We start from the raw sequence: 14,215 nt of genomic DNA, 5'->3' as shown, positions 1-14,215 counted from the left end.
TTTTATTTCTTTGTGTCGAAAGCCTTTTCGACTAATGCTTCTTGTTCTGCTTTATGTACTTTTGCATAACCAGTTGCAGGTGATGCGCTTGATTTTCTAGAAATCAATTGCAAGCCTGCTTTGTTGGCGATTGTTCTTAGCATATAAGTCCAATACCCCATATTTGAAGGCTCTTCTTGTACCCAGAATATTTCTGGTTCATTGAATTTCTTCAAAGCCTTATCAATCTGATTCATAGGGAAGGGATGTAATTGCTCTATTCTAATGATAGCAACATCTTTCCTTTTGTCCTCTTGCTGTTTTTCTAATAAGTCATAGTAAACTTTTCCAGTACACAACAATACTCTTTTTACATTTTTGTTGGTAACGTAATCATCCTCGTAAATTTCTCTAAACTTACCTGCAGTAAATTCTTTAACAGGGGAGATGACTTTTGGATGACGCAATAGTGATTTTGGAGCAAATTGAACCAATGGTTTCCTGAATTCCCAGTTAACTTGTCTCCTGAACATATGGAACAAGTTCGCAGGAGTTGTGATATTAGTTACAATTAAATTCTCTTCTGCCGCTAATTGTAAGAATCTTTCAGGTCTGGCATTTGAATGCTCTGGACCTTGTCCTTCATATCCGTGTGGTAATAACATCACCAAGCCGTTCATCCTTTGCCACTTACTTTCGGCCGAAGTGATAAATTGGTCAATCATTACTTGAGCGCCATTAGCAAAATCACCAAATTGAGCTTCCCACACCACCAAAGCATTTGGAGTGGCCATGGCGTATCCATATTCAAAGCCTAATACTCCAAATTCTGAAAGCAAGGAATTATATATATTGAACTTCTCTTTCTGATTCTCTTCTATATGGTCAAGATTGCAATAGGGCTCGTTAGTTTCTGCATCAAATAAGTATGAATGCCTGTGAGAGAATGTCCCTCTTTTAACATCTTGTCCTGACATTCGAACGATATTTCCATCGGACAATAATGATCCGTATGCAAGCAATTCAGCATCTGCCCAGTTAAGCATTTTTTCATCAAAAAAGTTTTTCTTTCTTTCTTTTAAAAGCTTGTCAATTTGCTTTAATGGCTTGAATCCCTTAGGTAGCGAAGTTAAGGCTTTACCAACTTTATCTACCAATTCTTGAGAAATGGCAGTATCGGGAGACTCTAAAAAATCATCAGATTTTGCTCTTCGTAATTGCTCCCATTCCTCTTCAATTTTTTGTGGCTTATAGGGTAAAGGTTTCTGTTTCACCTCATTTAACCTATCCTGAAGTTGTTTTTTGAAATCCTTCTCTAATTTTTTTACAGAGTCATTATCCAAATCACCTCTTTCAGTTAGTTTTTTTACATAGACTTCTCTCGGGTTTGGGTGTTTGGCAATTTTATTATATAACTTCGGTTGAGTGAATTTTGGTTCATCACTTTCATTATGCCCATGTCTTCTGTAGCATAATAAATCTATGAAAATATCTTTATGAAAATTATTTCGATACTCAACTGCTAAGTTTGCCGCAAAATTGACTGCTTCGGCATCATCTCCATTTACATGTAGAACTGGAGCATCAATCATTTTGGCAATGTCCGTACAGTAAATTGATGAACGGGCATCATCATAATCTGTAGTGAAACCAACTTGGTTGTTAATGACTAAATGAATCGTTCCGCCTGTAGAATAACCCTCTAGCAGTGACATTTGGGTAGTTTCATATACAATGCCTTGACCTGCTACCGCTGCATCACCATGGATCAAAATCGGAAGAGCTGCATTGACATCTTCGCCATACTCATCATCTATTTGTGCTCGGGTATAACCTAAAACTACTGAATTTACCGCCTCTAAATGCGATGGGTTAGGTGTTAGTTTAACGTAAGATTTTTTTTCTTCAGAAGTTTCAAGATAGCTTGAGTATCCCATGTGATATTTCACATCTCCATCACCCATAGTTAGGTCTGGGTCGGTACTTCCTTCAAACTCGGAGAAAATTTGCTCGTACGTTTTATTCATGATGTTGGCCAAAACGTTTAATCTCCCACGATGAGCCATACCGATAATCACTTCCTTGGTGCCTAATTCTGAAGACCGATTAATCACTTTATCCAAAAATGGAATAGTATTTTCTCCTCCTTCAAGTGAAAATCTTTTTTGCCCTAGAAATTTAGTGTGTAAGAAGTTTTCAAAGACAACCGCTTCATTCAATTTAGATAAAATCCTTTTTTTCTCATCCAGTTTTGGTTGGTAATCTCCTTTTGAGTTTTCGGCTTTTTCGATAAACCAATCAACAATTTTTGGATCTCGAATATGCATATATTCAAACCCGATTGGCCCAATATAAATGCTGTCCAAAGCCTCAATGATACTTTTTAAGCTTGCTTTTCCCAGTCCGATGTCTTGGCCAATAGAGAATTCCTCCTTTAGATCCTCCTGCTGAAGACCGAACTCTTCTAAACTTATTCGAGCATCGTGTGGCCTTCTATCTCTAACAGGATTGGTTTTGGATTTTAGATGACCCCGCATTCTGTATGCTTGAATTAAGTTTCGAACCTGAGTCTCCTTTGATGATACTCTTGTCTCAGTAGTTTGTCCATTCCCTCCAAAATCCTTCTGAGAAAATTCGAACCCTTCAAAGAATTTTTGCCAAGAATCATCAACTGATTGAGGATCGTTTTTATAGGATTGGTAAAGTTCCTCTATGTAATTACCATGAGCATTGGCAATGTAAGTGTATTTATCCATTATGGGATTGTTTTTTATCGATAAGCAAATATAAACACTTATAAAATACTATTAAAATTGCTTAAGCGATTAAGCAGATAATAAAGATAATCAAGTGTTTAGGTTGTGCAAACGAGGACTCTTTAAATTTGTTGACTTTAAGTTAGTATAAATTTCTTTAATTCATTCTCCTTACAATTTGTTATATCACTTATTATTTTGTAATATTTAAAGAATTACTTCATTATTTATAGTAAAGTTCCTAACCTTACAGAAGGACTTAAATTATGGATTTCTTTAGAGCACTTAAATATATTCTTTCTGTCACGCTTATACTAAGTATTTCAGGGCTCATTTTTGCCCAAGAAAAGGTACGGAATGAAACGCCATTGAAACGACTAATCGCAACTGAATGGTCTTCTAAATCGGTTGGATTGGTTGCTAATAATGTGACCAACATCATGCAATCTGATGACGGCTATATTTGGTTGACTACTTATAACGGAATTCAGAAATTCGATGGTCATAAAACTGTTAATTATGACGTAAATCAACTACCGTTTCTGAGGAGTAATGGATTTCGCAAGATTTATCGCAGCCCTTTTGACCAATCCATTTATTTTTCATCCCAGAGCAGTGGTCTAATCCGTTATAATGAAAAAGAAGGCTTCGAAAAGGTTGATGCGAAAAATGGAGAGATACCGCTTTCTTTGGAGGATGTAATTGAAGACGGTAATGGTGATTTATGGATTGCCTCCACAAATGAAGGTCTTTCAATCTTGCAAAATGATAGCTTGTTTAAGTTCATGCACCCCGTTATAGAGAATACCAACGCACTATCACTATTTCAAAGTCAAGATGGTATAATTTATTTGGGAACAGAAGGCGATGGCCTTTTTGCAATTGAAGATTTTGAGGTGGTCAAACAGTACAGGAGCTCTAACGGGATGTTGAGTGATATAGTTAATACAACATCGAATATTGGTGATACTATTTTAGTGGGTACTCAATCAGGTTTAAATTATATCTTGAATAATGAGCTATACAGTTTTGATTTCATGAATGGAGAATCAATCAATAGCATGTTGCATGTCAATAATTATTTGTGGATAGGTTCAGACAATGGCTTGGGTAGGATGAATCTACAGAGTGGAAAAACTGAATTTATTTCGTCCTTAGGTTTTATAGATGTTACCAGGGTCAGTGATGTCATGATAGATGCAGAAGGCAGCATTTGGTTAGCAACCGGAAGGAATGGGCTTGTGCAATTAAAAGAGACAGGAATCATAAACTACAATCGATTTGACGGGCTAGAAAATGATAATGTAAATGTTGTAACAGAACGAGAGATTAAGAATAGCTTTTTTATCGGCTGCGATGATGGAAAAATCTTTTTACTGGATTCTAAAGGGATACAGCCTTATAAGATTGAGAACTCAGTGGCTCCAACCGGAATCCGTGATGTTTATGAACAAAAGGATGGAACGGTCTGGATTGCGAGCTACAAAGGACTTCTAAGAAAAAGGGGTGATAACGAAAAATTTTATGATTTAAATGATGGATTGCCGTCTTTAGATTTAAGAAGAATCTTCGAGGATAAAAATGGTAATCTGTGGGTGGCAAGTCGTTCTGGTGGTTTAATTAAAATACGTAATGATGAAATTGTAGAAGTTATAGATAATAATTCAGGACTAAATTCAGATTTTATCTTGTCAATTGAAGAAGATATTAATGGTGATCTATATGTAGGAACCCATAGTGGAGGTGTCTCCATCATTAAAAAAGGAGGGGGTATTGAGAATATTTCGCTTACAGAAAATGATCAAGGCGTAATCGTTTTTAATACTCATATTGAAAGCTCAGGCCGCTTATGGGTTGTTACGAGTACAGGTATATTCCTGATTGTAGAAGGAGAGGTTCTGAAATTAGAATTTGACAGAAAGTATAAGGGATTAAGTCTGTTTGATTGGTTGGAGGATGAACATGGAGATGTTTGGGTTACTACAAATCAAGGAGTAATCAAGATTTATAATAATGAAATAAATAAATTTTTAAAGGATCCCACCTATGAGGTGGAAAGCCGCATGTTGAATAGTTTTGACGGTATGTATGATAACGAATGTACCGGTGCTGTAAGATCTTTAAAGTCCTCAAAAGGTAAGCTGTACATTCCCACTTTGGGCGGAGTGAGTGTTATTTCACCAGATCGGATGGGTGAAAATCAGGATCTGCCTGAAGTTTACGTTGAAAGTTTAACCACCCAAGACAGTACCTACAGCAAAAACTCTAATGTTGTATTAAGTTCAAGTACTATTCGGTATAAATTTGATTTCACTGCACTTAGCTATTTAGCTCCGGATGCAACACAATTTAAATATAAGTTAGAAGGGTTCGATACTGACTTTCTGCTGCAGTCTGGTCAACGTTCTGTTGAGTATACAAATTTATCTCCTGGGGAATACACTTTCCTTTTATTTGCCACCAATAATCATGGTTATTGGACCAAAGAGCCCGCTAAATACTTTTTTACTGTTAAGCCTGCATTTCATGAAACCATATGGTTTTATCTGCTGTTTTCAATTTTCACCTTCTTTCTTATATACTCTATATATAAATGGAGGGTAAGGGCTGTTCAAAAAATGAATGCAAAATTAGTCAAAGTCAATAGTGAGTTGGACGGTTTTGTCTACAGTGCCTCACATGACTTGCGATCACCCCTTGCCTCTTTGTTGGGGTTAATCAATTTATCTCGTAAAGATTCAGAACACATTCACATCTATTTGGATAAAATGGAAAAGAGTATTAAAAGACTTGATGATTTTATAGCTGAGATAATTGATTTTTCTAGTAATGAACGAAAGGAAGTGGTATGTGATGAAGTTGACTTTAAAGCAACTATAAACAATATAGTTGATGAACTGTCTTTTTTGGATAGTGATAATGAAGTAAAGAAGGAAATTGAAGTCCATCAATCAGGGCAATTTGTCAGCGATAACCGAAGAATTGCTGTTATTTTTAGAAATTTGATTTCCAATGCACTGAAGTATAGCGATGATTCAAAAGATGAACCATTTTTGAAGGTGTTTGTAAAGAGCAATTCAAAAAAGGCTGAGATTGAAATTGAAGATAATGGAATAGGGATTTCCAAAGAGGAACAGAAAGAAGTCTTTAAAATGTTTTACCGAGCAACGGAAAGAAGCACTGGATCTGGATTAGGGCTTTACATTATTCTTGAAACCGTAGAAAAATTGCAGGGTAAAATTAAAATGGAATCTGAGAAATATGAGGGAACTCGCTTTATTATTGAAATTCCTTGTCTAGAGCGGGATTAAGTTTAGAGGTACTAATAATCCAAGTCGTACTATTGTCTCAATTTATATTTGAAGCTATTTATGTTTACAAATTTTTTTCATTACCTTTGCGAACTAATTAAAAGAGGGACGTGATCCCTCGTGATTGCTAAAACAAAATAAGAAATGGCAGTAAAAATCAGATTGGCCCGTAGAGGTCGAAAAAAAATGGCAATTTACGATGTAGTCGTAGCTGATGCCCGTGCACCACGTGATGGTCGCTTTATTGAAAAAATTGGTACTTATAACCCGAATACTCCTGTTGCAGCGATTGAGTTGGACAACGACAAGGCTTTTCAGTGGTTAATGAATGGTGCCCAGCCAACCGATACGGTTCGTGCTATGCTATCTTACCGAGGATTGCTTTACAAAAAGCATTTGCAAATTGGTGTGATCAAAGGAGCAATGACTCAAGAAGATGCTGATAAGAAATTAGAAGCTTGGATGAAAGACAAGGAAGCTACCATTGAAGGTAAAGAGAAATCTTTAGCTGATAAGGCAGCGGCTGAGAAGAAAGCTAGATTAGAAGCTGAAACTAAAGTGAACGAAGCTAGAGCTGAAGCTATCAAAAAGCGTCAGGAAGAAGCTGAAGCTGAAGCAAAAGCTGCTGAAGCACCTGCTGAAGAAGAGGTGACTGAAGAAGCTCCAGCTGCCGAAGCTGGTACTGAAGAAGCTCCTAAAGCTGAATCTACTGAAGAAGCTCCTAAAGAAGAAGCTTCTGAGGAGAAATCTGAAGAAGAAAAGAAAGAAGATTAATAGCCTTCAGCCATGAAGCTTGACCAATGCTTTCAATTAGGTGTAGTATTGAAGCCTCATGGATTAAAAGGTGAATTATACATTTCTTTGGATACAGACTATCCAGAGGATTATCAGGAAATGGAATCAGTATTCATGTTGCAAAACGGAAAACTGGTTCCATTTTTTATTGAACACATTCAACTTAAGAATAAGGAGGCGCTACTCAAATTCGAGGATGTGGATGATAAAGAGGCCGCAATCTCCTTAAGAGGAAATTCTTTGCATTTACCCTTAACAGAACTACCGAATTTAACCGGAAACCAGTTTTATTTCCATGAAATTGATGGTTTCAAAGTTGAGGATTCTGAAAAAGGAATGTTGGGTACTGTAAAAGAAGTTTTTGAGGCAGGGCATCAGGATTTGATTGGGATGGAATACAAAGGTAAAGAGGTATTAATTCCTATTAATGATGAAGTGATTTTGAATGTGGACAGAGGAGAAAAGCTTTTAAAAGTAAGCTTGCCAGCTGGTTTGTTGGAATTATACTTGGAGGAGGAAGATGAGGATTGATATTATTACATGCTTACCAAGATTGCTGGAAGGGCCTTTTTCTGACAGTATAATGAAACGTGCTCAAGAAAAGGAGCTGGTTGAAATTCATGTCCATGATTTGAGGTTGTACTCCACTAATAAGCAAAAAAGTATAGATGATTATGCTTATGGGGGAGGGGCAGGAATGGTTTTGCAAATTGAACCAATAGCAGCTGCAATTGATGATTTGAAATCCAAGAGATTGTATGATGAAGTGATTTACATGAGCCCTGATGGCGATGAATTTACGCAAACCTTAGCTAATCAATTAGCCTTGAAAGGAAATCTATTAATATTGTGTGGTCATTATAAAGGTGTGGATGAAAGAATTCGTCAGCATTACATTACCCGAGAAATCAGTATAGGAGATTATGTGATATCAGGGGGTGAGTTGGCAGCAGCAGTGGTTACTGATGCTATTGTGAGATTATTGCCTGGTGTTTTGTCAGATGAAACTTCCGCTTTGACAGACTCATATCAAGATGGATTATTAGCTCCACCAGTATTTACTAGACCTGCTGAATTCAAGGGATTAAAAGTGCCTGATGTGTTATTGTCGGGTCATGCGGCCAATATAGAAAAATGGCGTTTTGAGCAAGCAGTTAAGAGAACTGAGGAGCGAAGGCCGGATTTGTTGAAAAAAGAATAAAAAAATATTATTTAGGGATGCAAAGAATAAAATTATCCTTATATTTGCACTCCATTTTTCGGGCATAGTACCGAAACCATTATCGGAAAAAAGAAAGAGCCATGAGCGATTTGATCAAAGAAATTGAAAAAGAATATCACGAAGCAGTAAGTAAATTTCCTGATTTTAAGGCAGGTGATACTGTTAATGTTCACGTGAAGATTAAAGAAGGAAATAAAGAGCGTATTCAGCAATACCAAGGTGCAGTAATCCAAAAAAGGGGTTCTGGTAACTCTGTAACTTTTACTGTAAGAAAAGTTTCAAGTGGAATTGGCGTTGAAAGAATATTTCCTTTAATCTCTCCTGCAATTGATAAAATTGAAGTTGTAAGAAGAGGTTCAGTAAGAAGAGCTAAGTTATTCTACTTAAGAGGTAGAAAGGGTAAATCTGCAAGGATTAAAGAAAAAATATAAGCTGATATTCAATATCACTAAAGGCGGTTATGGAAACATGACCGCCTTTTTTTTTCGATAAAAACTAGATTTAACTCGATTAGGTAAGTAATTTCTTAGATTTATTCTATTTTTACATTGATGTTTACTAAGTTTTACCAATATATAAGGGCTTTTAGTTTAGACGTGGTGGCAGGGGCTGTGATTAGTGCCCGTTGGATTGGTAATTACTTTGATGCAGAGATTCCCACCTATGCTATTCTCGCTTTAGGGCTTACTGTTTGGTTGATTTATACTATTGATCATTTGTTGGACGCAAGGAAAATCAAATCAAAAGATGCCTTCTTGAGGCATATTATTCACGACAAAAATGCCCCTTACATATTTGGTTTAATTGCTATTGTAACGATGGTTTTGATTTTCATTTTGCAAAATTTAAAGCCTTATTTATTAGCATATGGGATGGTTTTGGGCTTTGCAGTTTTCTGTTATCTTATTTTTGTCCATTTTGTAAGAAAAAAAGTGTATTGGGGTAAGGAATGGTTTATTGCTCTAGTGTATGCTACAGGAATTTGTTTGCCAACCGCGACTTATATTCAAAGTGTTCCTCCTATTTTAATATATTTCTGGTTACAACTCTTTATATTGGCTAGTATCAATTTAATATTGTTTAATATGATTGAGTATAAAATTGATAAAAAGCTAGGCTTTACTTCTTTTGCGACTGTTAAAGGGGCTGATTTTTCTAGACGGGTAATTTTAGTTTTGCTTTTAGCATTTGTACTTATTTGGTCTTCCTCATTCATGTTTTTTAAAACAGAAGATTTACTCGATTATCAAGCTATATTTATCCTAATGGCTTCTGTTTTGGCAATGGTATTGAGCAAGGAGGTGGTATTAAGACAAGAGGAATGGTACCGGGTAATTGGTGATATTGTATTCGTTTTACCAATTATTGAAATTATTATAGATGGCTGATTTTGATCGTATTGCCGCTAGCTACAACCATTTAAAGAAAATTGTTTTTTATGGTCAAGTTGAACTTGCAAGCAGGCATTTTGTAGAAAATATCCCTCCATCTTCCGAAGTTCTTATTATTGGTGGTGGAACAGGGCAACTTTTAGCTCACTTCAAGTCAACTCACCAAATAAACTATCTTGAACTTTCTCGTTCAATGATAAACAAAGCAAAAAAAGTCACGACAGACGCTTCTATTGAATTTATTCATACAGATGTTTTAGAATGGGAATCTGATAAAAGATTTGATGTTATTGTTACCCCCTTTATTTTAGATTGCTTTAATGAAGACAGTTTGAACTTACTAATTCCAAAACTGAAAAGTAATTTGAGTCAAGGGGGCATTTGGATTCACACAGATTTTTGTCCCAAAAATGCATTTCAAAAATTGTTGGTTAAAGCGATGTATTTGTTTTTCAGAATTACGGCTAAATTAAAAGTAAAAGAGCTAGCTGATTTTGACAGTCTTTTTATAAAGCATGGATTTATTTGCAAAAGAAAAGTGCTTTTTTATCATTCTATGGTAGAAAGCAAAATTTATCAACAGATTGATGGGTGAACTCCTTTCGTTTTCGAAATTATCATCTTAATTTTGCCCAATTTATTTAGCCCCACAACGAAATAAAAAAGCTCATGCCTAAAGACAAAAGTATTAAGTCAGTACTCATCATCGGATCAGGTCCAATCATCATCGGTCAGGCTTGTGAATTTGATTATTCAGGTTCCCAAGCAGCACGTTCCCTTAGGGAAGAAGGGATTGAAGTTACTCTGATCAATTCTAACCCGGCCACTATTATGACCGATGAAGTGACAGCTGATAATATTTACCTTAAACCACTGACAAAAAAGTCTATCATAGAAATTCTAGAAAAGCATGATATTGATGCTGTACTACCTACTATGGGAGGACAAACGGCATTGAATCTTGCAATAGAATGCGATAAAGCTGGAGTCTGGGACAAATATAAAGTGAAGATGTTGGGTGTGGATGTAGATGCAATTGATACCACTGAGAACAGAGAGCTATTTCGACTAAAAATGATGGAATTGGGAGTAGGTGTTTGTGAGGGTCAAACAGCTACATCTTTTTTACAAGGAAAAGAAATTGCACAGAAAATTGGATTTCCATTAGTTATTCGTTCGTCTTTCACGCTTGGAGGACTCGGAGGCTCAATCGTAAAGGATCCTGCGGAATTTGATAATGCATTGAAAGACGGATTACATTCATCCCCAATTCATGAGGTATTGATTGAGCAAAGCATTTTAGGTTGGAAAGAATATGAATTGGAGATCCTCAGAGATAACATTGGCAATGTAATCGTGATCTGTTCCGTAGAAAATTTTGACCCCATGGGGGTTCATACAGGCGATTCAATTACAGTTGCACCTGCACAAACCTTACCTGATACAGTTTATCAGGAAATGAGGAATTTAGCCATTAAAATGATAAAAGGTATCGGGAATTTTGCAGGTGGTTGTAACGTGCAATTTGCTGTAAATCCTGAAAATGATGATATTATAGGTATTGAGATCAACCCAAGAGTTTCGCGTTCTTCGGCATTAGCTTCTAAAGCAACAGGTTATCCAATTGCAAAAATCGCTGCTAAACTAGCCATAGGTTATGATTTACACGAGCTTAAAAATCAGATCACTAAAACTACATCTGCTTATTTTGAGCCTTCACTAGATTATGTGATTGTAAAGATTCCTCGTTGGAATTTTGATAAGTTCCCTGGATCCGACAGAAGACTAGGGTTCTCCATGAAATCTGTAGGTGAAACCATGGGTATCGGCCGCAATTTTCAGGAAGCACTGCAGAAGGCTTGTCAATCTTTAGAGATAAAGAGAAATGGTTTAGGTGCAGATGGAAAAGAACTTCGCAAACAAGATGAATTATTATATAGCCTAGAAAATCCAAGCTGGAACAGACTTTTCCATATCTATGATTCCTTCAAATTGGGTATTCCTTTTAAAACAATTCAAAAACTGACCAAGATCGATAAGTGGTTCTTAGAGCAGATAGAAGAATTATTGGTACTAGAAAAGGAAGTAGAAAAATACTCAATTGACAGCATTCCTAAGAGCTTAATGATGGAAGTGAAGCAGAAAGGATATGCGGACAGACAGATTGCACATTTAGTGAGCTGCTTGGAAAGTGAAGTTTATAAAAAGCGTCATGAAATGGGTATCAAAAGAGTTTATAAACTTGTTGATACTTGCGCAGCAGAATTTGAAGCACAAACACCTTATTATTACTCCACCTTCCAGGAGGAAAATGAGTCAGTTGAAAGTGGGAAGAAGAAAGTGATTATTTTAGGCTCGGGACCAAACCGAATTGGCCAAGGGATTGAATTTGATTACTCTTGTGTTCATGGTGTTTTGGCTGCAAAAGAATGCGGTTATGAAACTATCATGATTAATTGCAACCCTGAAACCGTTTCTACGGATTTTGACACTGCAGATAAATTATATTTTGAGCCTGTTTTTTGGGAACATATTTATGACATCATTTTACATGAAAAACCAGAAGGGGTAATCGTTCAATTAGGTGGGCAGACAGCATTGAAGCTAGCTGAAAAATTGAACCGATATGGTATAAAAATTATAGGTACATCTTTTGAAGCACTAGATTTAGCAGAGGACAGAGGATCCTTCTCTAAACTGTTGGCTGATAACGATATTCCTTATCCGAAATTTACAGTAGTGGAAGATGCTGATAATGCTTTGGAAGTTTCCAAAGATATCGGTTTCCCGATGTTGGTGAGACCTTCCTATGTTTTAGGGGGCCAGGGTATGAAAATTGTGATTAATGAACGGGAGTTGGAAGAACATGTGGTAGATGTACTTCGAGATATCCCTGGAAATAAAGTCTTACTGGATCATTTCTTAGATGGCGCCATTGAAGCTGAAGCGGATGCCATTTGCGATGGTGAGGATGTTTACATCATTGGCGTCATGCAACACGTAGAGCCAGCAGGGATTCACTCTGGAGATTCTTACGCGGTATTGCCTCCCTATAATTTAGGGGATTTTGTGTTAACGCAGATCGAAAATTACACCAAGAAAATTGCTTTAGCATTAGAAACAAAAGGTTTAATCAATATTCAGTTTGCTATTAAAAATGATGTCGTTTATATCATTGAAGCAAATCCAAGAGCATCAAGAACGGTTCCGTTTATTTGTAAAGCATATCAAGAGCCTTATGTGAATTATGCCACTAAAGTGATGCTGGGAGAAAAGAAAGTGAAAGACTTTAAATTTAATCCTGTTAAAAAGGGATATGCAATTAAAGAACCTGTTTTTTCATTCAATAAATTCCCGAATGTGAATAAGGAATTAGGACCTGAGATGAAATCAACGGGTGAATCTATTTACTTTATTGATGATTTAATGGATGATTATTTCCTTAAAATCGTATCGGAACGAAACCTTTACTTGAGTAGATAGTAAAACTATATATACAAATTCCTAGGGCTGGATTTGAAACTTTAGCCGTGGGAATTTGTTGTTTCTAGTAGTTCAAATTAAATTTTGGCGTAAGCCTTAAGTTATAAAATTATGTTTAAGTTTTTATTAATTCTCTTTTTGATAGGGTATCTTATTTTCAAAGTGGGAGGGTTTTTTTTTAGATTATTCTTGGGAAGAACTGCTAGGGCAGCTCAAGAAAGACAATATAAAGAGAACAATAGAGGAAGAAGAACGAAAGATGGCATTCATATCGACCATGTACCTAATCAGAAGGGAAAAAGAACAGGAGGTAATTTCAAAGGGGGAGAATATGTGGATTACGAGGATGTATAAGTACTAGGCAAATACTTTCCTACCGGACCAAATGTAAGCAATGACTAATCCGGCTACAATATGCCAGATTCCCCACCAACCAGCAATTATTGCCATTCCACCAATTCCATCAAAAAAATTGAAAATCAAAACCAAACCCAAGCCAGAGTTTTGAATTCCTGTTTCAATTGATATGGCTTTTCGTTCACTTTCTTCTAAACCTCCAAGTTTACCCATCCAATATCCACTCAAGAAGGCCAATCCATTATGGAATAAAACGATGACGAAAATGATATGAATGTATTCTAAAAAGTAATTGGCATTTTTCAAAAATGCTATGACCACAAAAGCTGCAAAAATAACGATGGAAAGGATATTGACAGGCTTTTTTATTTTATCGGCAATTTTTGGTTTGTATTTTGCAAATGAAATTCCCAGTATAACTGGAATCACAATTAGGTAGATAATAGTAGAAAACATATCCCATATATTGAGAGAAATACTACTTTTTAAACCACTGGCACTATCGATAAAAGATGACCAGAAAGCAAAACTAAAAGGTGTCATGAAGATGGCTGCAGAAGTAGTTAATGCAGTTAGACTTACCGAAAGCGCTGCATTTCCGCCTGCCAATTTACTAATGAAATTACTGATATTTCCCCCTGGGCAACATGCAACTAGTATCATGCCTAATGCCATACTAGCTTGAGGTTCAAAAATAAAAATTAAGATAAGTGTAATAATAGGTAAAACTACCCATTGAGAAATTAACCCAATTATAGAAGCTTTGGGGTTGAGTAAAACCCTTTTGAAATCCTCAACTTTCAAGTCCAGCGCAACGCCAAACATAATAAAGCCAAGCAAAAAATTTAACAGCAATAAGCTTTCACTATTGAAATTAAGCGTTACTTCATCCATTTTCATATGGCCAATATATAAAAAATT

11 protein-coding genes are annotated in these 14,215 nt (G+C 36.1%); 9 read left to right on the top strand and 2 right to left on the bottom strand.

The annotated features are described in order from the left end of the window. Positions 1-2: 2 nt before the first annotated feature. Entirely contained in the window at positions 3-2,735 is a 2,733-nt protein-coding gene (locus tag AAC601_RS16740) for a 2-oxoglutarate dehydrogenase E1 component (protein ID WP_303270795.1), read from the bottom strand. Between the two features lie 266 nt (positions 2,736-3,001). Between AAC601_RS16740 and AAC601_RS16735 the strand changes: the two genes are divergently transcribed. From AAC601_RS16735 to AAC601_RS16695, 9 genes are all read left to right on the top strand, one after another. Beyond that, positions 3,002-6,046: a two-component regulator propeller domain-containing protein gene (locus tag AAC601_RS16735; RefSeq protein WP_340153893.1), complete on the top strand. Its 3,045-nt coding sequence runs from the start codon at positions 3,002-3,004 to the stop codon at positions 6,044-6,046. A gap of 144 nt (positions 6,047-6,190) precedes the next feature. Continuing rightward, positions 6,191-6,820, top strand: coding sequence for a 30S ribosomal protein S16 (locus AAC601_RS16730; protein ID WP_303270793.1), 630 nt, complete (start codon positions 6,191-6,193; stop codon positions 6,818-6,820). A 12-nt stretch (positions 6,821-6,832) separates the two neighbouring features. Beyond that, positions 6,833-7,372 carry a ribosome maturation factor RimM gene (rimM, locus tag AAC601_RS16725; protein ID WP_303270792.1) on the top strand — a complete coding sequence of 180 codons (540 nt, stop codon included), beginning with the start codon at positions 6,833-6,835 and terminating at the stop codon, positions 7,370-7,372. Then, positions 7,362-8,042, top strand: a complete 681-nt coding sequence (gene trmD, locus AAC601_RS16720; protein ID WP_303270791.1) for a tRNA (guanosine(37)-N1)-methyltransferase TrmD — start codon at positions 7,362-7,364, stop codon at positions 8,040-8,042. Before rimM ends, trmD begins: the two co-directional genes overlap by 11 nt. A 101-nt stretch (positions 8,043-8,143) precedes the next feature. Further along, positions 8,144-8,494, top strand: coding sequence for a 50S ribosomal protein L19 (gene rplS / locus AAC601_RS16715; RefSeq protein WP_303270790.1), 351 nt, complete (start codon positions 8,144-8,146; stop codon positions 8,492-8,494). 120 nt (positions 8,495-8,614) lie between these two features. Continuing rightward, positions 8,615-9,451, top strand: coding sequence for a hypothetical protein (locus AAC601_RS16710; protein ID WP_340153892.1), 837 nt, complete (start codon positions 8,615-8,617; stop codon positions 9,449-9,451). After that, positions 9,444-10,049, top strand: a complete 606-nt coding sequence (locus AAC601_RS16705) for a class I SAM-dependent methyltransferase (protein WP_340153891.1) — start codon at positions 9,444-9,446, stop codon at positions 10,047-10,049. Before AAC601_RS16710 ends, AAC601_RS16705 begins: the two co-directional genes overlap by 8 nt. Positions 10,050-10,123: 74 nt before the next feature. Further along, positions 10,124-12,937, top strand: a complete 2,814-nt coding sequence (carB, locus tag AAC601_RS16700; RefSeq protein WP_340153890.1) for a carbamoyl-phosphate synthase large subunit — start codon at positions 10,124-10,126, stop codon at positions 12,935-12,937. A 111-nt stretch (positions 12,938-13,048) separates the two neighbouring features. Further along, complete coding sequence (locus AAC601_RS16695; RefSeq protein ID WP_340153889.1) at positions 13,049-13,291, top strand: DUF4834 domain-containing protein; 243 nt, start codon at positions 13,049-13,051, stop codon at positions 13,289-13,291. A gap of 3 nt (positions 13,292-13,294) precedes the next feature. On the opposite strand, the gene AAC601_RS16690 is transcribed toward AAC601_RS16695, so the two are convergent. Then, positions 13,295-14,194: a bile acid:sodium symporter family protein gene (locus tag AAC601_RS16690; RefSeq protein ID WP_340153888.1), complete on the bottom strand. Its 900-nt coding sequence runs from the start codon at positions 14,192-14,194 to the stop codon at positions 13,295-13,297. Between the last annotated feature and the right edge of the window lie 21 nt (positions 14,195-14,215).

It is taken from the genome of uncultured Marivirga sp., assembly GCF_963974845.1.
GTDB classification, from domain to species: Bacteria; Bacteroidota; Bacteroidia; order Cytophagales; family Cyclobacteriaceae; genus Marivirga; species Marivirga harenae.
Note: the sequence above shows the minus strand (reverse complement) of the source record. Positions and strands in the feature narration are given on the sequence as shown.

Excerpts from the sequence above, each read along its gene's own strand:
- AAC601_RS16735 (WP_340153893.1), top strand. The coding sequence starts at position 3,002 with ATGGATTTCTTTAGAGCACTTAAATATATTCTTTCTGTCACGCTTATA.
- carB (WP_340153890.1), top strand. The coding sequence starts at position 10,124 with ATGCCTAAAGACAAAAGTATTAAGTCAGTACTCATCATCGGATCAGGT.
- trmD (WP_303270791.1), top strand. The coding sequence starts at position 7,362 with ATGAGGATTGATATTATTACATGCTTACCAAGATTGCTGGAAGGGCCT.
- AAC601_RS16690 (WP_340153888.1), bottom strand. The coding sequence starts at position 14,194 with ATGAAAATGGATGAAGTAACGCTTAATTTCAATAGTGAAAGCTTATTG.
- AAC601_RS16730 (WP_303270793.1), top strand. The coding sequence starts at position 6,191 with ATGGCAGTAAAAATCAGATTGGCCCGTAGAGGTCGAAAAAAAATGGCA.
- AAC601_RS16695 (WP_340153889.1), top strand. The coding sequence starts at position 13,049 with ATGTTTAAGTTTTTATTAATTCTCTTTTTGATAGGGTATCTTATTTTC.
- AAC601_RS16710 (WP_340153892.1), top strand. The coding sequence starts at position 8,615 with ATGTTTACTAAGTTTTACCAATATATAAGGGCTTTTAGTTTAGACGTG.
- rimM (WP_303270792.1), top strand. The coding sequence starts at position 6,833 with ATGAAGCTTGACCAATGCTTTCAATTAGGTGTAGTATTGAAGCCTCAT.
- AAC601_RS16740 (WP_303270795.1), bottom strand. The coding sequence starts at position 2,735 with ATGGATAAATACACTTACATTGCCAATGCTCATGGTAATTACATAGAG.
- AAC601_RS16705 (WP_340153891.1), top strand. The coding sequence starts at position 9,444 with ATGGCTGATTTTGATCGTATTGCCGCTAGCTACAACCATTTAAAGAAA.
- rplS (WP_303270790.1), top strand. The coding sequence starts at position 8,144 with ATGAGCGATTTGATCAAAGAAATTGAAAAAGAATATCACGAAGCAGTA.